This window comes from Microtetraspora glauca (genome assembly GCF_040656155.1).
GTDB lineage: Bacteria > Actinomycetota > Actinomycetes > Streptosporangiales > Streptosporangiaceae > Microtetraspora > Microtetraspora glauca.
In genome coordinates this window covers 145,478-163,889 of sequence record NZ_JBFALK010000010.1, presented here as the reverse complement: position 1 = coordinate 163,889, position 18,412 = coordinate 145,478, and the positions used below count along the sequence as shown (strand labels likewise).

Annotated in this window: 15 protein-coding genes; 10 read left to right on the top strand and 5 right to left on the bottom strand. The window is 68.4% G+C overall.

From position 1 onward, the window contains the following. Positions 1-62 precede the first annotated feature (62 nt). From pdhA to AB0I59_RS19680, 4 genes are read left to right on the top strand one after another with little or no spacing between them, the layout of a single operon-like run. Positions 63-1,085 (top strand): pyruvate dehydrogenase (acetyl-transferring) E1 component subunit alpha, encoded by a 1,023-nt coding sequence (gene pdhA / locus AB0I59_RS19695; protein ID WP_358134584.1) that lies wholly within the window; start codon positions 63-65, stop codon positions 1,083-1,085. Next, positions 1,082-2,062: an alpha-ketoacid dehydrogenase subunit beta gene (locus AB0I59_RS19690; protein ID WP_358134582.1), complete on the top strand. Its 981-nt coding sequence runs from the start codon at positions 1,082-1,084 to the stop codon at positions 2,060-2,062. The genes pdhA and AB0I59_RS19690 overlap by 4 nt, the downstream gene beginning before the upstream one ends. Further along, a complete protein-coding gene (locus AB0I59_RS19685) occupies positions 2,059-3,444 on the top strand; it encodes a dihydrolipoamide acetyltransferase family protein (protein WP_061258104.1) in 1,386 nt (461 codons plus the stop codon). Before AB0I59_RS19690 ends, AB0I59_RS19685 begins: the two co-directional genes overlap by 4 nt. Continuing rightward, the gene (locus tag AB0I59_RS19680) at positions 3,441-3,692 is read left to right on the top strand and encodes an acyl carrier protein (protein WP_358134580.1); all 252 of its coding nucleotides are present in this window, start codon (positions 3,441-3,443) and stop codon (positions 3,690-3,692) included. Before AB0I59_RS19685 ends, AB0I59_RS19680 begins: the two co-directional genes overlap by 4 nt. 40 nt (positions 3,693-3,732) lie before the next feature. Here AB0I59_RS19680 and acsA read toward each other — a convergent pair whose 3' ends face one another. After that, a complete protein-coding gene (gene acsA / locus AB0I59_RS19675; RefSeq protein WP_358134578.1) occupies positions 3,733-5,514 on the bottom strand; it encodes an acetate--CoA ligase in 1,782 nt (593 codons plus the stop codon). A 515-nt stretch (positions 5,515-6,029) separates the two neighbouring features. Here acsA and AB0I59_RS19670 point away from each other — a divergent pair. Then, positions 6,030-8,399, top strand: coding sequence for a glycoside hydrolase family 65 protein (locus AB0I59_RS19670; protein WP_358134575.1), 2,370 nt, complete (start codon positions 6,030-6,032; stop codon positions 8,397-8,399). 199 nt (positions 8,400-8,598) lie between these two features. Here AB0I59_RS19670 and AB0I59_RS19665 read toward each other — a convergent pair whose 3' ends face one another. Then, positions 8,599-8,787 carry a hypothetical protein gene (locus AB0I59_RS19665; RefSeq protein ID WP_358134831.1) on the bottom strand — a complete coding sequence of 63 codons (189 nt, stop codon included), beginning with the start codon at positions 8,785-8,787 and terminating at the stop codon, positions 8,599-8,601. Between AB0I59_RS19665 and AB0I59_RS19660 the strand changes: the two genes are divergently transcribed. From AB0I59_RS19660 to AB0I59_RS19650, 3 genes are all read left to right on the top strand, one after another. Beyond that, positions 8,734-8,898, top strand: a complete 165-nt coding sequence (locus AB0I59_RS19660; protein ID WP_358134572.1) for a hypothetical protein — start codon at positions 8,734-8,736, stop codon at positions 8,896-8,898. The genes AB0I59_RS19665 and AB0I59_RS19660 overlap by 54 nt on opposite strands. Positions 8,899-9,520: 622 nt before the next feature. After that, positions 9,521-10,423 carry a universal stress protein gene (locus AB0I59_RS19655; protein WP_061258101.1) on the top strand — a complete coding sequence of 301 codons (903 nt, stop codon included), beginning with the start codon at positions 9,521-9,523 and terminating at the stop codon, positions 10,421-10,423. Between the two features lie 98 nt (positions 10,424-10,521). Beyond that, on the top strand, positions 10,522-10,665 hold the full coding sequence (locus tag AB0I59_RS19650; protein ID WP_358134569.1) for a potassium-transporting ATPase subunit C: 144 nt from the start codon (positions 10,522-10,524) through the stop codon (positions 10,663-10,665). Here AB0I59_RS19650 and AB0I59_RS19645 read toward each other — a convergent pair. Together AB0I59_RS19645 and AB0I59_RS19640 are read right to left on the bottom strand one after the other, a co-directional pair. Continuing rightward, positions 10,634-13,186 (bottom strand): DUF4118 domain-containing protein, encoded by a 2,553-nt coding sequence (locus AB0I59_RS19645; protein WP_061258099.1) that lies wholly within the window; start codon positions 13,184-13,186, stop codon positions 10,634-10,636. The genes AB0I59_RS19650 and AB0I59_RS19645 overlap by 32 nt on opposite strands. A gap of 11 nt (positions 13,187-13,197) precedes the next feature. Beyond that, positions 13,198-15,081: a sensor histidine kinase gene (locus AB0I59_RS19640; protein ID WP_358134566.1), complete on the bottom strand. Its 1,884-nt coding sequence runs from the start codon at positions 15,079-15,081 to the stop codon at positions 13,198-13,200. Positions 15,082-15,344: 263 nt separating this feature from the next. Between AB0I59_RS19640 and AB0I59_RS19635 the strand changes: the two genes are divergently transcribed. After that, the gene (locus AB0I59_RS19635; RefSeq protein WP_061258097.1) at positions 15,345-15,530 is read left to right on the top strand and encodes a hypothetical protein; all 186 of its coding nucleotides are present in this window, start codon (positions 15,345-15,347) and stop codon (positions 15,528-15,530) included. 373 nt (positions 15,531-15,903) lie between these two features. Continuing rightward, positions 15,904-17,568 carry a potassium-transporting ATPase subunit KdpA gene (kdpA, locus tag AB0I59_RS19630; protein WP_358134562.1) on the top strand — a complete coding sequence of 555 codons (1,665 nt, stop codon included), beginning with the start codon at positions 15,904-15,906 and terminating at the stop codon, positions 17,566-17,568. Positions 17,569-17,908: 340 nt separating this feature from the next. Here kdpA and AB0I59_RS19625 read toward each other — a convergent pair whose 3' ends face one another. Beyond that, complete coding sequence (locus tag AB0I59_RS19625; protein ID WP_061258095.1) at positions 17,909-18,334, bottom strand: CBS domain-containing protein; 426 nt, start codon at positions 18,332-18,334, stop codon at positions 17,909-17,911. Between the last annotated feature and the right edge of the window lie 78 nt (positions 18,335-18,412).

The following is an 18,412-nucleotide window of genomic DNA, read 5'->3' as shown; positions in this document are numbered from 1 at the left end:
TTGGTCACGCCCCCGGGCATCGACAGTGAATAGTGACGCGCACCGCATGCGAGGACAGAGTCATGGCACCCAAGAACAGCGCGCGGACCTCCCCACATCGGGAGCTGTTGCACCAGATGCTGCGGATCCGGCGCTTCGAGGAGCGCTGCGTCGAGCTGTACAGCGACGAGAAGATACGCGGGTTCATGCACCTCTACATCGGAGAGGAGGCAGTGGCCGTCGGGATCTGCGCCGCCCTCGCCCCGGACGACGCGATCGTGTCCACCTATCGGGAGCACGGGCACGCGCTCGTGCGCGGAGTGCCGGCCACGGTGATCATGGCGGAGATGTACGGCCGGGTCGCAGGGTGCAGCCGGGGCCGTGGTGGTTCGATGCACATCTTCGACGCCGAACACCGCTTCTACGGCGGAAACGCGATCGTCGGGGGCGGCCTTCCTCTGGCAGTCGGGCTGGCTCTCGCCGACAAGATGCAGGGCAGAAGCCGGGTGACGGCATGCTTCTTCGGCGACGGCGCGATGGCCGAGGGCGAGTTCCACGAATGCGTCAATCTCGCCGCTCTCTGGCGCCTGCCGGTGCTGTTCGCCTGTGAGAACAACCTGTACGCGATGGGCACCGCGCTGGCGAAATCTCATGCGGAGACCGATCTGGCGCTCCGCGCGGCTTCGTACGACCTGGTCGCCTGGCCGGTGGACGGGATGGACGTCCTCGCGGTCGCCGAGGCCGCGGCGAGGGCGGCCGAGTCGATCCGTGCCGGGTCCGGACCGCACTTCCTGGAGCTGCGGACCTACCGCTTCCGCGCGCACTCGATGTACGACCCGGACCGTTACCGCACCAAGGCGGAGATCGAGCAGTGGAAGAAGCGTGACCCGATCGACTCCCTCGTCGCGCGGATGAAGGAGGCGAACGAGATCTCCGATGACGATCTCGCCGTGATGGACAAGGACATCTGCGTGGAGATCGATCAGGCGATCGCCTTCGCCGAGCAGGCGCCGCTTGAGGCGACGGAGGATCTGACGCGCTTCGTCTACAGCGAGACGTCGCCGACAGGTGCCGGACATGTGAAATCAGCGGAGGCGGCCCCGTGACCGAGCGCGGAACGACCACCTATCGGGAGGCCATCCGGGAGGCCATCCGCGAGGCGTTGCTCCGTGACGACCGTGTCTTTCTCATGGGTGAGGATGTCGGCGTGTACGGCGGCTGCTTCGCGGTCAGCCTGGGACTGCTGGAGGAGTTCGGCCCGGGCCGCGTCCGCGACACTCCGTTGTCGGAGGCCGGCTTCGTCGGCGCGGGCATCGGAGCGGCGCTGGGCGGCATGCGGCCGATCGTCGAAATCATGACGGTCAACTTCAGCCTGCTGGCCCTCGACCAGATCATGAACAACGCAGCCACGCTCCTGCACATGTCGGGAGGCCAGTTCAACGTTCCGCTGGTGATCCGGATGACCACCGGAGCCGGACGGCAGCTCGCCGCCCAGCATTCGCACAGTCTTGAAGGGTGGTACGCCCACATTCCCGGCCTGAAGATCCTTGCCCCCGCGACGTTGGAGGACGCCCGGGGCATGCTCGCGCCCGCTCTGGACGACCCGGACCCGGTCCTGATCTTCGAGCACGGCGGGCTGTACAACATGTCGGGCGTGCCGCGCCCCGGTCTCGTGGACATCGCCACCGCCGCCCTCCGGCGGACCGGCGACGACATCACTCTCATCGCCTACGGAGGGACGCTCCATAAGACGCTGGCGGCCGCCGACGAACTGGCCACGCGGGGGATCAAGGCGGACGTGGTCGACCTGCGCGTTCTGCGCCCCCTCGACGACGCCACCATCATGGAGTCGATCGGCAGGACACACCGCGCCGTCATCGTGGACGAGGGCTGGCGCTCGGGTGGCCTGTCCGCCGAGATCAGCGCCCGCATCATGGAGCAGGCCTTCTACCAACTCGACGCGCCGGTGCAGCGGGTGTGCACCGCCGAGGTCCCCATCCCCTACGCACGCCACCTGGAGGAAGCCGCCATCCCCCAGGTGATCGGAATCGTCGCCGCCGCGCGAGAGGCGGTGGCCGCATGACCGTGGAAAGCGCGGATTTCCGTATGCCGTCGCTCGGCGCGGACATGGAGTCGGGCACCGTCACCGAGTGGCTGGTCAAAGCAGGAGACCAGATCCGCAAGGGTGACGTCATCGCGGTCATCGACACCGACAAAGCCCTGATCGAGGTCGAGTCGTTCCACACCGGGACGGTGGAGAGTCTGCTCGTGGAACCCGGCCGCCGGGTGCCTGTGGGCACGCCCCTCGCCGTCATCACCGGCGCCGGGCCCACAACCGTACCCTCCGTTCCACCGCAGGCACCTCCTGTCACACCCCCTCGCCGCCGTGAGCGTCCCAAGCCGTCAGCGAAGCCGCGCGAGACGACACCGGCTCCCGCGCGTGCTCCCGTCGCGTCTCCACTGGTACGGCACCTCGCCGAGCGACGAGGCCTAGATCTGGCCCTCGTGCGCGGCACCGGGCCGGGTGGGCGGGTGACCCGCGCGGACGTCGAGAACGCGGAGCTCGTATCGCGGGTCACGGCATCTCCGCTGGCGCGCAGGCTCGCTGCGGAACTCGGCGTCGACCTTTCCGGCCTCCATGGCACAGGCCACACCGGAGCGATCCGGGCCCAGGACGTGCGCGAAGCGGCGGCGCGGAGTGGCACCGGCAGGCCACGCGCGGAGCCGGAGCCTGTGGTCGCCATGCCGGCGGCAGGGGTCGAGAGGCCGCGAGCCACGCAGGAGTCCGGTCTGGAACAGCGGCAGGACGCCATGCGCCGGGCGATCGCGAGGGCGATGGCCAAGTCGAAGCGGGAGATTCCGCACTACTACCTGAGCACGACCGTGGACGCGAACGCCATGCTCGGATGGCTACGCGCGCGCAACCGGGATCTCCCTGTGGCGCGGCGCCTGCTCCCAGCGGTCCTGCTCCTCAAGGCGACCGCCCGAGCCGCCGCGGAGGTGCCGCGGCTGAACGGCTTCTGGATCGATGACGCCTTCGTCGCCAGTGATGCCGTGCACCTGGGGGTGGCGATCTCCCTCAAAGGCGGCGGGCTGATCGCACCGGCTCTCCATCACGCGGCCGTTCGTGATCTCGACGACCTGATGGCCGCCCTGAAGGATCTGGCCGCCCGGGCGCGTACCGGCAGGCTGCGCGGCTCCGAGATGACGGAGGCGACCATCACCGTGACCAACCTGGGTGACCAGGGAGTCGAGTCGGTTCAGGGCGTCATCTATCCACCGCAGGTTGCTCTCGTGGGCTTCGGAAAGATCCTGGAGCGGCCTTGGGCCGTCGACGGCCTTCTCGGTGTCCGGCCCGTGGTGACCGTCACCCTGGCCGCCGATCATCGCGCGACAGACGGCTACACCGGCGGCCGGTTCCTCGCCCTGATCGAGCGGCTGCTCAACGAGCCGGAGACGCTATGAACACGCAGGAAGCGGCAGAACTCGTCAAGCGTGCGCTGAGTGAGGCGGCACCAGGTGCCGAGCTGGCGACGCTCCCGCCGGACGCGGACATCCGTGACGTTCTCGAACTGGACTCTCTCGACTTCCTCAACTATGTGCAGTTGTTGAGCGACTTCAGTGGGTGCCGCGTCGAAGAAGACGACTACCCGACCGTGTCCACCCTCGCGGGCGGCGCGAGCTTCCTCGCCACGCGCTGCGGAGCCGGCTGACCCGGACGCGCGATGCGCACGCCACCAGGTCAGGGCATGTCTAGACGTCGTGGGTCGGACGCTCCAGGGACGAGACGTCCCCTTCGGGAAGGCCGAGTTCCCGGCATTTGAGCAGACGGCGCATCACCTTGCCGCTCCGGGTGTGCGGGAGGCTCTGGTCGAAGGAGATCTCCTTTGGAGCGACCGCCCCCAGGTGGCGACGGCCGAACGCGATCAGTTCCCGCCGGAGCGCCTCCGTCGCCTCGAAGCCGGGGTTCAGCGTGACGAACGCCTTCACCAACTCCCCCGCCACCGCGTCCGGCTTGCCGATCACACCTGCCTCGGCGACGGCGGGATGCCGCATCAGTACGCTTTCGACCTCGAAGGGCCCGACGAGGTGGCCGGCGGACTTGATCACATCGTCCGCCCGGGCGACGAACCAGAAATAGCCGTCGCCATCCCGTCGCGCGATGTCCCCCGTCAGGTACCAGCCCCCGGCGAACGCCCTGCCGTACCTCTCCTGATCGTCCAGGTAGCCGCGGAACATCGAGGGCCAGCCCGGGCGCAGCGCCAGCTCTCCGTCGGCGTCGGGCTCGTCTATCACCCGCACGTGCCCATCGATGACGCGGGCCCGCCCGTCCGCCCCACGTTCGAGTATCACGGCCTCGACCCCGGGCAGCGGTCGCCCCATGGAGCCCGGCTTGATATCCATTGCGGCCAAGTTGCCGATCATGATGGCGCCCGTCTCTGTCTGCCACCAGTTGTCATGGATCGGCAGGCCGAGCGCTCGTAACCCCCACACCACCACCTCGGCGTTGAGCGGCTCCCCCACGCTGGCGATGAACCGCAGCCTGGACAGGTCGTACTCACTGGTCAGGTCGCCGGCGTGGCGCATGAGCATGCGCAGCGCGGTCGGCGAGGTGTACCAGACGGTCACCCGCTGCTCCTGGAGCACGCGGCACCAGCGTCGCGTGTCGAACTCGCCCGCGTCTGTCACAAGGGTCGCCCCGATGCTGAGCGGCGCGACGACACCGTAGGACATTCCGGTCACCCAGCCGGGGTCGGCGGTGCACCAGAAGACGTCTGAGGGGCGCAGATCGAGGGCGTATGACGCGGTGGCACGGTGGGCGACCACTGCCTCGTGGACGTGTATCGCGCCTTTCGGCGTTCCGGTCGTCCCGCTGGTGAAGTGGAGCAGCGCCATGTCCTCCGGGTCGGTCGGAGGGATCTCGAAATCCGGGGACACGCCGGCCATCAACTCGCCCAATGACGACGTGCCCTCGGGCGCGGGCCCCGTGCCGGTGACCAGCACATGTCTCAGCCTGGGCAGGGACTCCCGCATCGCGGCGACCTTTCGCAGGTAGAGCTCAGGTGTGGTCACCAGCACCCGGCCGTCTCCCAGGGACATCCGCTCGCGGATCGGATCAGGGCCGAAAGCCGAGAACAGCGGAGACAGCACACTGACGTTCTTGAGCGTGCCGAGGACGGTGACGTAGAGGTCGGGCACCCTGCCGAGCAGCGTGAAGATCCGCTCACCCTTCGCCACACCCAGTTCGCGCAACACGTTGGCGAAGCGGTTGGTGGCGAGGAAGAGGTCCTCATACGTCAGGTCGGTGACCATGCCGTCTTTGCCGACGCACCGAAGGGCCACGTGGTCGCGACTCGTGGTGTCCATGTGGCGGTCCACGGCTTCGTACGCGATGTTCAAACCCCGGCCACCCGGCAAGCCGGACAGAGATCGGCGAGCTTCTTGCCAGGAAAAATCCCGATATTCATGCTGATAGTCCACCAAGTTGCATGACACCGCCTGCTCTCCGGCCTTGAGGATGAGCTGCTCTGTCATCGCGGCCTCCTTCACGGTGGTGGAGACGGTGCGGTCCCTGACCTCCGTGGCAGATGTCCGTCACATGGTTGCCGCGCCCACCCTTTCGCGGCGCAGGGCCCTCCATCTCCGGCTGGAGGAACTTTCGTCCCAGATGACCGCCGCGCCCGTCCTCACGCCCCTGCCCACAATCGGCACCCCTCGTGCCGGTCGCCGGCGGCGGAAAGCATGCCGAAAATCGGTGGTCCTGGAAGGCCGAAGTCCAGGTCCTTCTGCCCTACCGGGTGACGCGCATGCGTTCCCACAGTTGAACAGGTCCGTGGACGGATTGCCATGGCATGGTTCCCCGTCGGCCGGGGGTTGTGCCCGACGTCACCACCGCGTCCGGATGGTCTCCGTGCTCCTCGCGTGGACAGCGTGACGCCTCCCCTGACGAAGACCGGACGGGCATTTCGGGGTAGGCGAAGCTATGCGTAGGAGCCGAAGCGCGACATCGGCGAGACCGATGTGCTCATGCCGGCCCGAAAGGAGCGACGTTGAACCCGTGGTCGCTGGTATATGAGGGGTTCGATCCGGCGCGTGAGGGACTGCGGGAGGCCCTCTGCACGTTGGGTAACGGCCGCTTCGCCACCCGGGGTGCGGCGCCCGAAGCCGTGGCCGACGAGGTCCACTACCCAGGGACGTACGTCGCGGGATGCTATGACCGGCTCACCTCGACCGTCGCCGACCACGAGGTGACCAACGAGGACATGGTGAACCTGCCGAACTGGCTTCCCCTGACCTTCGCTATGCCGGACTCCGGATGGTTCTCACTCGGTACCGCCGATCTGCTCCGGTACCAGCAGGAGCTGGATATGCGCCACGGCGTCCTGCACCGGCTGATCCGCTTCCGCGACGCCGGAGGCCGCATCACCTCGGTACGGCAGCGCCGTCTGATCTCCATGGCCGACCCGTACCTGGCCGCTCTGGAGACGGCCTTCACGGCCGAGAACTGGTCCGGGCCGCTTCGCGTGCGGTCCAGCTTGGACGGACGCGTGGCCAACACGGGGGTGGCCCGGTATCGCGACCTGCGCGGCGACCACCTGACACAGCACGCGACGGGGGTCCAGGGGCCGCTGGCATGGCTCCGTGTCTGCACCCGTTCCTCCGGCATCGAGGTCGTGCTGGCCGCGCGCGTCGACACCTCCTCAGACAGCGAGGGCCCGGCCGAGATCGGGCGACACGACGACCTCATCGCCGACACACGTGTGCTGCGCCTGGAACGGGGCCGCCCCGTCACGGTCACCAAGACCGTCGCTCTCACGACATCCCGCGATCTCACGATCGCCGACGCCTCCTCCTCCGCGCTACGCCGGGCCGAGCTCGCGCCCGGCTTCGCGGAACTGCTGGAACAGCACGAGATCGCATGGCACGACCTGTGGGAACGGGCCCGGCTGGAGGTCGCGGGGCCGCGCATCCAGCGGGACATTCGCCTGAATACCTTCCACCTGCTGCAGACCCTGTCGCCCCACACCGCCGACCTCGACGTCGGCGTGCCCGCACGTGGCCTGCATGGCGAGGCGTATAGGGGGCACGTGTTCTGGGACGAGATCTTCGTGCTGCCCTGGCTGACCCTGCGATTCCCCGAGATCGCCCGCGGCGTGCTGCGGTACCGGCTGCGGCGTCTGCCGGAAGCTCGGGCCGCCGCCCGCGCCGCGGGTTTCCGCGGGGCAATGTTCCCCTGGCAGAGCGGCAGCGACGGTCGGGACGAGACCCAGCGGTTCCACCTCAATCCCCGCTCCGGCCGGTGGACGCCCGACCACTCGCACCTCCAGCGCCACGTCGGGCTGGCCATCGCCTACAACGCTTGGCAGCATTACGCGATCACAGGGGACATGGAGTTCCTGGCCGGGACGGGCGCCTGCCTACTTGCCGAAATCGCCCGCTTCTTCGCCTCGCTCGCGCGGCTCAACCCCGTGTCGGGCCGCTACGAGATCCAGGGGGTGATGGGGCCGGACGAGTACCACGACGGCTATCCCGGCGTCTCTTCTCCTGGCCTGGATAACAACGCCTACACCAACATCATGACGGTGTGGCTGCTGCTGCGGGCACGGCAGGCGCTTGACCTGATACCTCGGCGCGCACGGGAGGACCTGCGCCACCGGCTCGGCCTCGTGGACGCGGAGACCGAGCGCTGGGACGAGATCACCCGGCGGATGCGTGTGGACTTCCACGATGAGGTCATCAGCCAGTTCACCGGCTATGCGCGGCTGGCGGAGCTGGACTGGAAGCGCTATAGGGGCGTGCGGCGGTTGGACAGAGCGTTGGAGGCCGAGGGGGACAACCCCAACCGTTACCAGGCGTCCAAGCAGGCCGACGTGCTCATGCTGTTCTATCTGCTCACGGCCCGGGAACTGAGGCAGATCTTGGACCGGCTCGGCTACCCGACCGGGCCGGATACGATCCGCCGCACGATCCGCCACTACCTCGCCCGCACCTGCCACGGCTCGACACTGAGCGCGGTGGTGCACGCCTGGGTGCTCGCACGCTCGGACCGCGCGGGATCATGGCAGTTCTTCACGGAGACACTCACCGGCGACCTCACCGACGTCCAGGGAGGAACCACCCCTGAGGGGGTGCACCTCGGTGCGATGGCGGGGACGCTGGATCTGGTGCAGCGCTGCTATCTCGACCTGGAGGCCCGGCATGACGGCCTGCACCTGAGTCCGGTGCTCCCCGAACACCTCACGACGCTGTCGCTGTGCGTCCGCTACCGCGGCGCGGAACTGGCCATCGACGCCGACCCCACCCGGGTGCGGATCGCCCGGGCCGACGACGGCCCTCCAACGCTGGAAGTCGCCGTGCACGGCCACCATGCCCGGCTCCGGCGCGGCGACAGCCGTACCTTCGCCCTGCCGGAAAGGTGAGGCGGCGCCTGAGCGAACGCCAGCGCGGCGTCGGGTGCCCTGCCCTTCCTCGTACGACTCGACGGCTTCGGGCCGTCAGTGCGCGCCTCACTGGTCGCGTCGTCGTGCCGCCTCGGATCGGGCTTCACGCTCATCTCGATCCCAACTCTTCGCCAAGATCGGCCGCCCGCAGGCCGGGAGCGTTCGGCACCTGTTGTTGTCAGGAGCCCTTTCCCCTCCGCCCCAGGCTTGCCTCGTCCGTGCCAGCCGGACCGGTCTCGCGTTCGGCCTCGGAGACGTTGGTCTTGACCGCGAGGAAGCTGTCAGGCGTGACCGCGACCGAGTCGATACCGGCTTGAACGAGGAGGCGGGCGAAGTTCGGGTCATCGCTGGGGCGCTGGCCGTACAGCCCGACCTTGCGGCCTTGGGTGTGAGCGGCGGTGATGAGATGCTGCTCCCATCGAGGAGTATGGGCCGCCCGCAGGATGATGACGGCCGGATGCTGAACGGCATCGTCTGAAGATCAGTTTGGGTGCGGCCTGGCGGGATGTGCCGTCTCCGTACGGGGCCGGGGAGAGCATCTGGGTGCCAGACACAGGGCCAGCCGCGAGGCGACCCGATCGGCACACGATCCCGCGATCAGGCGCGAGGGGGCTCAGCCTGTTCTCTTGTCCTCATTATGGTCCTGATCTGCGGACTCCTCCTGATGTCGAAGGTAAAAGGGACTTTCGGCCCTAGAGCCTCATCCCCGGCGCAGGGGATGGTGGTAGCAGGCCTGTGGGACGAGCGAGGGAGCCCGAGCCAACCCTCCGAAGGAGTAGCCTCCAACGGAGGAATGGCAGTTGGGCTGACAGGCCGGAACACCGCAAGGTGATACGGCGATCACAGGTCTTTTGTGTGCACACCGCAATCGGCGCGGCGTCCACATGGCTGTTGATCCCGCCCAGACGATGATCGTGTGCTCCCGTATGACGGCTCCGTGTCGCTCACCACGCCGATAGGTGTACTCCTCCAGCGCGGGTTGCCGAGGGCCGGCAGCCTCAGAATCAGGATCGAAGATCCCGCAGCTGATGGACTCCAGGCCTCCAGCCCGACCCTCTCAGCCTGCTGCAGCCCGACACGGCCCTGAGGAGGAGGCAGTGATGAGCGAACATGACCAGACGCGTACCGTCCTGGTCGGATATGACGGATCTCCGGCCGGCGAACTCGCACTGCGCTGGGCGGTGGAAGAAGCTCGGCTCCGTGGCCTGCCCCTCACCGTCTGCCACGCCTGGCACTGGCCCTATCCCTTCCGCCCTCCAGAAGAGGACACGCTCAACACCCTGAGGAGCATTGGCGAGGCCGTGGCAGAGGAAGGCGTACGCAAGGCCCGTTCACTCGCCGAAGGCCTGGACGTCCGCCGGCATCTGAAGCAGGGATGGGCTCCCAGTGTGCTGCTGGAGGCGTCCCGCGACGCCAGCGTGATCGTGCTCGGCGCACGAGGGCACGGCGGATTCGACGACGTAACGGTGGGATCCACCGCGGTGCAGGTGCCCTCCCGGGCCGATCGCCCGGTCATCGTCATCCGGTCGGGTCTGCCGCCTGCCCTGCGGCACGGCATGCGGATCGTGGTCGGCATCGACGGCTCATCGGCAAGCGAGGCGGCCCTCGGGTTCGCCTTCGAAGAAGCCGAGTTGCGCGACGCGTGGGTGGAGGCCGTATGTAGCTGGTGGGACCCTGCCGCGCTCCCCGGGCCCGATCGGGTTCCCTTCATCGAGCCCGAGTCGCTGAGACACGAAGCGAGCGCGCGATTCGAACGCGCCGTAGCACCGTGGAGGTCGGAGCATCCCAACATTCCGGTCAAGACGAAGTTCGTCATCGAGACCCCACGCCACGCTCTGGTCCAGGCCGCAGAAGACGCGGCCCTACTCGTGGTCGGCAACCGCGGGATCGGCTCCACGCCCAAGATGCTCCTCGGACCCGTGACCCAGGCCGCACTACACGAAGCGCCCTGCCCGGTAGCGGTGGTGCCCGCACAGCAGTCCGGGCACTCTTCGGACACCTGACCTGGTGCTTCCGTTCCCGGTCGACTCGGTGACCGCCTCGGCTTCCGGGCCTCGACCCCAACATCTCGGTGGCCAACGCCACCCTGCAGGCGCCGCGCGTGGCCGCTGCGCGCCACCTGCCCCTCAGCCGAGTGCGCGACCTCATCAAGGCCCACGCCACACCACGCGCCTGGGGTTTCCTGGGGGAGGTCAGGGTCGACGTCCTGCGGCTCAACCTGGCTCTCGACGCGCTGGGTCGCTGATCGGTCGCACATGCGATCGGCGGTCCGTATCCGCAGGTGTGACCTTGGCCCCCTCGCGCGTCGCGGCGGCGGGAAGAGTGAGCACGGCGGTGAAACCGCCGCCGGCGGTTTCCGCCCAGCGCAGCACGCCACCGATCGCCTGGGCGAGGTCGGCGCACACGCGTGGCACGATCCCCGTCGGGTACCCGTCGCCGTCCGGCTCCCAGAACCTGGGGACGCGGGCTGCGTGATCGATCAGCCGGATCTCCACGCGCCCGTTCACCGGCGCCGCTTCGATGTGCGGGGGCGCGTCGGCGGGGCTCCGACGCAACGCGTCGGCGGCCAGGTAGGTGACCAGCCTGGTCAGCAGCGCGGCGTCGGCGATCACGTTCGGCAGTTCCTGAGGCAGGCGCAGGACCAGATCGTGTCCCCCGGGCCCCAGATCGTCGACGGCGACGATCAGGACGTCGCCGACGTCGACCGGGCGGAGGAAGACGTCCAGCGCCCCGTTCAGGCGGCTCACGTCCACGAGGTCGGCGACCAGACCGTGGACGCGCTCGACGGCACCGTCGGCGCGATCGCACAGCTTGCCCCATTCGGCCTCTGTATGAGGCGCCCTACGGTCGCGTAGTCCCTCGATCACGCGGTGCACGACGGTGAGTTCGGGTTCCAGATCGCCGGCGACCGTCCGCAGCAACTCGGCGCGACGCCGGTCGGCCGCCGCGCGTTCCTCCGCTCGCTGTTCGCTCCGGTGGTCCGCGAGGCTCGCCGCCACGAGGGCGGCGCACGCCGTGAAAACGCGCCGATCGCCGGCGTCGAGGGAACGGCCGTGTCCGGCAAGTACCAGGCCGTCCGCGATCGAGGCTTCCGTGTCGGCGTCCTCCGGGCGCTCCGGCGGCATGCTCCCTGCGCTGGCGATGACGAACCAGCGGTGGCCGCCCGCGCCGTCACTCTCCAGGAGGCTGACCGAGTCCAGCCCGAAGGTTGTCCGTACCCGCTCCAGCAGGGCGGGCAGGTCGTTCCCTCCACGCAGCGCCCCGGTCGCCAGGTCCGCGAGCGTCGCGGCCTCCACGGAGGAGCGTGCGGCGGCGCGAGTTCTTCGCGCTGCCCGCTCCACCGCGCTGCTGACGAGCGACGCGACGAGGATGAACACCGCCAGGACAGCCGCGTCCGCGGGCCGCCCGATCGTCAGCGAATGCACCGGCGGCACGAAGTAGTAGTCCACCAGAAGGCCCGAGCCGACCGCCGCCACCAGCGCGGGGTACAGCCCTCCGGCCAAGGCGACGGCCACCACCGCCAGCAGATACAGCAGGAGTGGCCCCGCCAGGCCGAAGCCGGGCAGCGAGACCAGGGCCAAGGTCAGGCCCGGCAGCAACAGTGCCGCCAGCGCGGCACCCCACCGGAACCGGGTGCGCCCGAGTCCGCGCGTGAGAGACGGCAATGTCACTTTGGGAGCACGGGCCATCCGCTCGTGTGTCAGGACGTGCACGTCGATATGGCCCGCCATCCTGGTCGTCTTGTGTACCACCTGGTCGCCGAGCAGGAGTCCGGCCAGGCGGCCGCGCCGGGCTCCGCCGAGGACGAGCTGGGTGGCGTTCTCCGCGTGGGCGAACTGCAGGATCGCCGTCGCCACGTCGGCGCCGACCACTTGGTGGTAGGAGCCGCCGAGCGACTCCACCAGAGCTCTTTGCCCGGCCAGGATCGCCGGGTCGGCACCGGCTCGACCGTCGGTGCGGATCACGTGGACCGCGAGCAGCTCGCTCCCGGGAATCCGGTCGGCTATCCGCGCGGCGCGCCGGATCAGTGTCTGCTCGGCGGTGTCGCCGGACAGGGCGACGACGATGCGCTCCTTGGTCTCCCAGGGTGTCGCGATGCCGTGCTCGATCCGATAGCGCTGCAAACCTTCCTCGACCCGGTCGGCGAGCCACAGCAGGGCGAGCTCTCGTAGCGCGGTGAGGTTGCCGGGCCGGAAATAGTGCGTCAGAGCCACGTCGATGCGATCGGCCGGATAGATGTATCCCTGCACCATGCGGCGGCGCAGCGCCTCCGGCGTCAGGTCCACCAACTCGATCTGGTCGGCGCGGCGTACCACCTCGTCCGGGATCGTCTCCGACTGCCTGATGCCGGTGATCTGCTCCACGACGTCCTTGAGCGACTCCAGGTGCTGGATGTTCAGCGTGGTGATCACGTCGATGCCCGCGTCGAGGATCCGCTCGACGTCCTGCCAGCGCTTCTCGTTCCCGGCCCCGGGCACGTTGGTGTGCGCCAACTCGTCCACCAGCGCCACCTGCGGCCGGCGATCCAGCACCGCCTCGGTATCCATCTCGGTGAACACGTGGCCCCGATACACCAGAGTGCGGCGTGGGACGACCTCCAGTCCCTCTGCCATCTTCGCCGTCAACCGGCGGCCGTGCGGTTCGAGAAGCCCGATGACCACATCGGTGCCACCAGCCATGACACGCTGCCCTTCTTCGAGCATGGCGTACGTCTTACCCACCCCTGGCGCGGCGCCCAGGTGCACCCGCAAGCGGCCACGTTCCATCGTCTCGCCTTTCAGCTCCGATCCTTCTGCTCGTGGGCGAGTGCGTGGAGAACGGCGCGCTCTCGCGCGAGCCGGAGTTGAGCGAGGAACACCCGCAGCAACGTGGCCTCCTGGTCGGTAAGCCGGGTCCCCACCAGGCACAGCACACGCTCGCGGGCGATCTCCACGCTGTAGGCGGCCTCGTCAGGATGCTCCAGGCGGGTCTCGCCGACGGCCGCCTCGACCTCCCAGCCCCCAGAACTCCTGCGCAGCAAGGTGACACCGTCGAGGTCGAAGGTGCGCCGGATCGAGGCGACGGTCTCGGCCAACCGGCCAGGGGCGCTCAAACTGTCGGCGGCGAGCCGGGCGAGGTCCTCGGCCTCGGCGTTCGCGCGTGCGACGCGCACTCCCTGCCGGGTCAGCAGGTCGACCAGGCCCCCGACGGCGACCGCGACGACCCCGAAGGTGAGCAGCGCGACCACGTCCGTCGAGTTCCCTATCCGCAGGCTGTAAAGCGGCTCGGTGTAGAAGAAGTCCGAGGCCAGAACGGCGACGCCGGTCGCCACCAGGGCCGGGCGGGTGCCGCCGAGCAGGGCCACTCCCACCACGGTGACCAGAGCGCACATCAACGCCCCGGTGAGTCCCAATGAGGAGCGCAACGGCACCAGCCCCACGGTGACCACCACCGGCGCTATCACGGCGAGCACCCAGGCGGCGAGGCGCCGCGGCCCTGGAAGCTCCACGCGACGTGGCCGCGTACGGGCCCCCAGCGTGGCCGGCTCCATGCGCCTGCCCGCGCGCGACGGGATGACATGTACTTCGATGGGACCGGCGGCGCGAACGGCCTTGTTGATCACGGAGCCGTGCAGCAGTTCCTTCAAACGGGAGCGGCGGGTGGCGCCCAGCACCAGTTGGCGGGCGTTCTCCGTGCGGGCGAAATCGAGCACGGTGGTCGCCACGTCGATGCCGGCCAACGCCGTGTAGCGTCCGCCCAGTTCGCTCAGCAGCCTGCGCTGACTGTCCAGCCACGCCGGCTCGGCTTCGATCAGGCCGCTGGGTTCCCGTACATGCACCCCTATCAGCTCGGCCCGGACGGAGGCGGCGATCTGCGCGGCCCTGCGCAGGACGTGCCTGCCTTCGGGGGCACCGGTCAGCGCGACGACCACCCGATCGGTCGTCACCGGCGGCGCCGCCGTGGAGTTCGGAGTGGCGGGTGGCGCCGTCTTCAGCAGGCCGCGCTCGCCCAGCCAGCCCGTCGCCAGCTCCCGCAGCAGCGCAAGCCGGTCCGCGCTGTAGAAGCCGCCCAGCGCCGCCTCCGCCGAGCCGGGCTCGAACACGCCTCCGCCGGAGATGCGAGACCGGAGCCGCTCCGGAGTGATGTCGAGGAAATCGACGCGGTCGGCGCAGGCCACGACCGTGTCCGGGACCGTCTCGGCCTGGGCCGCTCGTGTCAGCCCTTCGACGGCGTCGTTGAGGCTGTCGAGATGCTGGACATTGAGACAGGTGATCACGTCGATCCCCGCGTCGAGGAGTTCCTCGACGTCCTCCCAGCGCTTCTCGTGCCGGCTTCCGGGCACGCAGGTGTGGGCGAGCTCATCCACGAGGACCACCGCTGGACGCCGAGCCAGCAGCGCGTCAACGTCGAGTTCTACGAACGTCTTTCCTCTGTAGGTGACCTGGCGCAGCGGAATCTGGTCCAACGTCCGCAGCATCGCGTCGGTGTCAGTTCGTCCATGGGTCTCCGCCAGGCCCACCACCACATCGGCACCCGCGACGACCAGGCGACGGCCTTCGGCCAGCATCGCGTACGTCTTGCCGGCCGCGGGAGCGACAGCCAGGTAGACATGGAGCCGACCACGGGTACGTGACATCCGCGAGCCGACAGCCTGCACCCCTGCCGCCTGTGTCGTGTTCACCGCTCCTGGAAGCGTGAAGCCTTCGTCTCGTCTCATCGATCACCTCAGCCGCAATAGCCGAGAGCGGCCGTGCCGCCAGCCAAGGACATATCCAGCCTAGCGACATGAGACAAACGCCAACGAATGGCAACAATCCCGCAAAATAGGGGGAGGCCCTGGATGATGCCGGCCATGCAGAAAAGGGGAATAAAGTGCTATTGACCGGATTGCGCATAGCCGGCGTTTGGGGCCCGGCTTTTGAACCAGATTTGAAGGTGGTTCACATGTGGGCGACGACCGTCTCTCATTCGCTCATGAGCGTTGATGTTGCCGGCATGGTTTCCTCCGCGGTCAGAGAACATGAGCGACTACCCCACTACGGTCGTACCGCGAGCCTGATCGGGACCCTTCTCCTGCTGGGCGTCGCGATCATTGTCGTGATCGCCTTCATGCGGTTCCGGAGAAAATGAACCTTGTCTGGGTCGTCCCGTGTCTGAGTAATGCCCTGGTGATGGTGGAAGCCTTTTCGGATCACCTACTCAGCACGTTACTTGCTCGGCTGCCTGGCCGCTTCATGAGACAAGATCCGCAGGCCGAGATCGACGCGAACACGATTTGGCGGGCTGACCCCACGGCCGGCAGTGGGGTATGTACCTGACGTCATGGCGCCGTGAGCGGAGTCAGCAGCGCTTCCGCCGAATGAACGGCGTGGCATCGGCCCATAGGGGCCATACCCACAGCGCGTGATCGTCTCGACGAGGAGCAGTTGATGTCAGGGGTCCTCACCGCGCCCGCGCGCAGCCCGGCTCTCCACGCACCCCCCTCGATCCCGGAACCCGTGGGATGACCGGTTGGCCGCAGGCTGCGTTCGTCGTCGTGGTGGTCGTCGTGCTACACGTTCCACTCGGCGACTACATGGCCCGCGTCTACACCGATCCCCGGCACTGGCGCGCCGAGCGGGTGATCTATCGGCTGTGCGGGGCCGACCCCGGCGCCGACCAGCGCTGGACCCACTATCTGACCGCTCTTCTCGCCTTCTCGGGCGCCGGCGTGCTGCTGTTGTACGCCGTCCTGCGACTGCAGCCGGTGCTGCCGCTGTCTCTTGGCCGCACCGGGCTCTCCCCCGCGGCCGCGTTCAACACCGCCGTCAGCTTCACCACCAACACGAGTTGGCAGAGCTACTCGGGTGAGGCCGCGATGGGCCACCTCGCGCTGGCGACGGGCCTGGGGGTGCAGGCGTTCGCGAGCGCGGGTGTGGGAATGGCCGCCGGAGTGGCGCTCATCCGCGGGCTGGTCCGGCAGCGTACCGATCACATCGGCAACTTCTGGGTCGACCTCGTCCGAAGCGTCATCCGTATCCTGCTGCCCCTGTCCCTGCTGTTCGCCGTGGTGCTCGTGGCGCTCGGCGTCGTACAGAACTTTCACGGCACGATGGCGGCGGTGACCACACTGGCGGGCGGTAGGCAGACGATCCTGGGCGGCCCGGTCGCCTCGTGGGAGTCGATCAAACTGATGTCCGGCGACGGGGGCGGATTCTTCAACGCGAACAGCGCTCATCCGTTCGAGAACCCGACCTCGGTCACCAACGTGATCGAGATTGTGCTGATGCTGCTGGTCCCGGCCGGCTTCATCCGCATGTTCGGCCGCATGGTCGGCGACCAGCGGCAGGGCTGGACACTGCTCACCGTGGCGGGCACCCTCTTCCTGCTCGCGATCGCCTGTGCGGGGATGGTGCAGAACGCCCACCCGGGCACGGTCCCCGCCACCGTGGGGGCGGCGGCGGAGGGCACCGAGACCCGCTTCGGCGTTCCGGGAAGCACCCTCTTCGGCGTCACCGCGACCTCCACCGCCGACGGAGCGGCCAACTCCAGCTACGACAGCTTCACCGGCCTGGGCGGCGGGGTCCTGATGGCCGCCATGATGCTCGGCGAGATAAGCCCGGGCGGCTGCGGCAGCGGCCTGTACGGACTCCTGATGATCTCGCTGATCGCGGTCTTCCTGGGCGGGCTCATGGTCGGGCGCACCCCGGAGTACCTCCGCAAGGAGATCGGCGGCCGTGAGATGAAAGCCGTGGTCCTCTACCACCTCGTCACCCCGGCCACCATCCTCGTCGGGTCCGCCATCACCGTCGGCACGTCGAAGGCGCGCGCGGCTATGGGCAACCCCGGAGCGCACGGCCTTTCTGAAGTCGTGTACGCCTTCACCAGCGCCGCCAACGGCAACGGAAGCGCGTTCGCCGGCCTGAACTCCAGCGGCGTCTTCTTCCAGGTCGCCCTCGCGATCGCCATGCTCGTCGGCCGCTACCTGCCGATCATCTTCGTCATCGTCCTCGCCGGGATGCTGGCGGGCCGACCGCGCGGCATCTCCACAGCGGGCACGCTCCCCAGCCACGGACCAGTCTTCATGCTCATGACCGTCGGCGTCGCGCTGATCATCGGCGCCCTGTGCTACCTGCCCGTCCTGTCACTCGGCCCGCTGGCCGACAGCCTGCGCCAGATCCGCGGCTGATCGTCCGACCGCCGTCCTATGCCGGACTTCGTCGGTTCCGACACTGTCACCCACTCGGTCGTACTCACCCAACGTGAGATAGAGGCGACCACGGCGATCCGCGCCGCAGGCGCCCGGGCCGAGTAGCCCATCATCAGCGTGGTCGCCGGGGCCGCCCCTGCTGCCGGCCGCCTCCGGCCGCACCTCGAGTTCTACCGCGTCCTCGTCCCACCCGCTGAGGCCCCGACCGATCTCATATCGGGCCGATTGAAATCCGTAGGAGCATCGCCGGCTGTTCGAATAACCGCAGGTCAGATATGGACTCGTTGACGCCTTCGCCGATCGCTATGACCTGGCGATTTCAGTGGGAGGTTGCCGAGATGGCTTCCACCAGCTCGCCGACCTTGTCCTCGGGCAGCTTCGCCGCGAGATCAGCCTGACTGATGATGCCGACCAGTTCCTCGTTCTCCAGCACCGGCAGCCGACGGATCTTGTGCTCGGCCATCTGGTGCAGGACCTCCTCGATGTCCGCGTTCGCGTCGATGGACCACACGTGCTCTTCTTCGATGAGCTCCCCGGCAGCGACCGCAGCCGGGTTCTTGTTTCTCGCGACGCACTTCACGACGATGTCGCGGTCGGTGATGATGCCCTTGAGCCGTCCTCCTTCTCCGCAGACCGGCAGTGCACCGACATTCAACTCCGCCATCCGGCGCGCCGCCGCGTCGATGGTGTCGTTGACCTGCAGGCACTCACAACCACGGTGCATAACATCACGCGCTGTCGTCATGACTGGGCTTCCTTCCTGTGAATCCCCCGATACCGTGGTGCTGCTCCGCCGATAGCACGCGAAACCTGCCAGAAGCAT

Coding starts and splice junctions, on each gene's coding strand:
- acsA (WP_358134578.1), bottom strand. CDS start 5,514: ATGACAGAGCAGCTCATCCTCAAGGCCGGAGAGCAGGCGGTGTCATGC.
- AB0I59_RS19645 (WP_061258099.1), bottom strand. CDS start 13,186: ATGGAACGTGGCCGCTTGCGGGTGCACCTGGGCGCCGCGCCAGGGGTG.
- AB0I59_RS19655 (WP_061258101.1), top strand. CDS start 9,521: ATGAGCGAACATGACCAGACGCGTACCGTCCTGGTCGGATATGACGGA.
- AB0I59_RS19635 (WP_061258097.1), top strand. CDS start 15,345: ATGTGGGCGACGACCGTCTCTCATTCGCTCATGAGCGTTGATGTTGCC.
- kdpA (WP_358134562.1), top strand. CDS start 15,904: ATGACCGGTTGGCCGCAGGCTGCGTTCGTCGTCGTGGTGGTCGTCGTG.
- pdhA (WP_358134584.1), top strand. CDS start 63: ATGGCACCCAAGAACAGCGCGCGGACCTCCCCACATCGGGAGCTGTTG.
- AB0I59_RS19680 (WP_358134580.1), top strand. CDS start 3,441: ATGAACACGCAGGAAGCGGCAGAACTCGTCAAGCGTGCGCTGAGTGAG.
- AB0I59_RS19625 (WP_061258095.1), bottom strand. CDS start 18,334: ATGACGACAGCGCGTGATGTTATGCACCGTGGTTGTGAGTGCCTGCAG.
- AB0I59_RS19685 (WP_061258104.1), top strand. CDS start 2,059: ATGACCGTGGAAAGCGCGGATTTCCGTATGCCGTCGCTCGGCGCGGAC.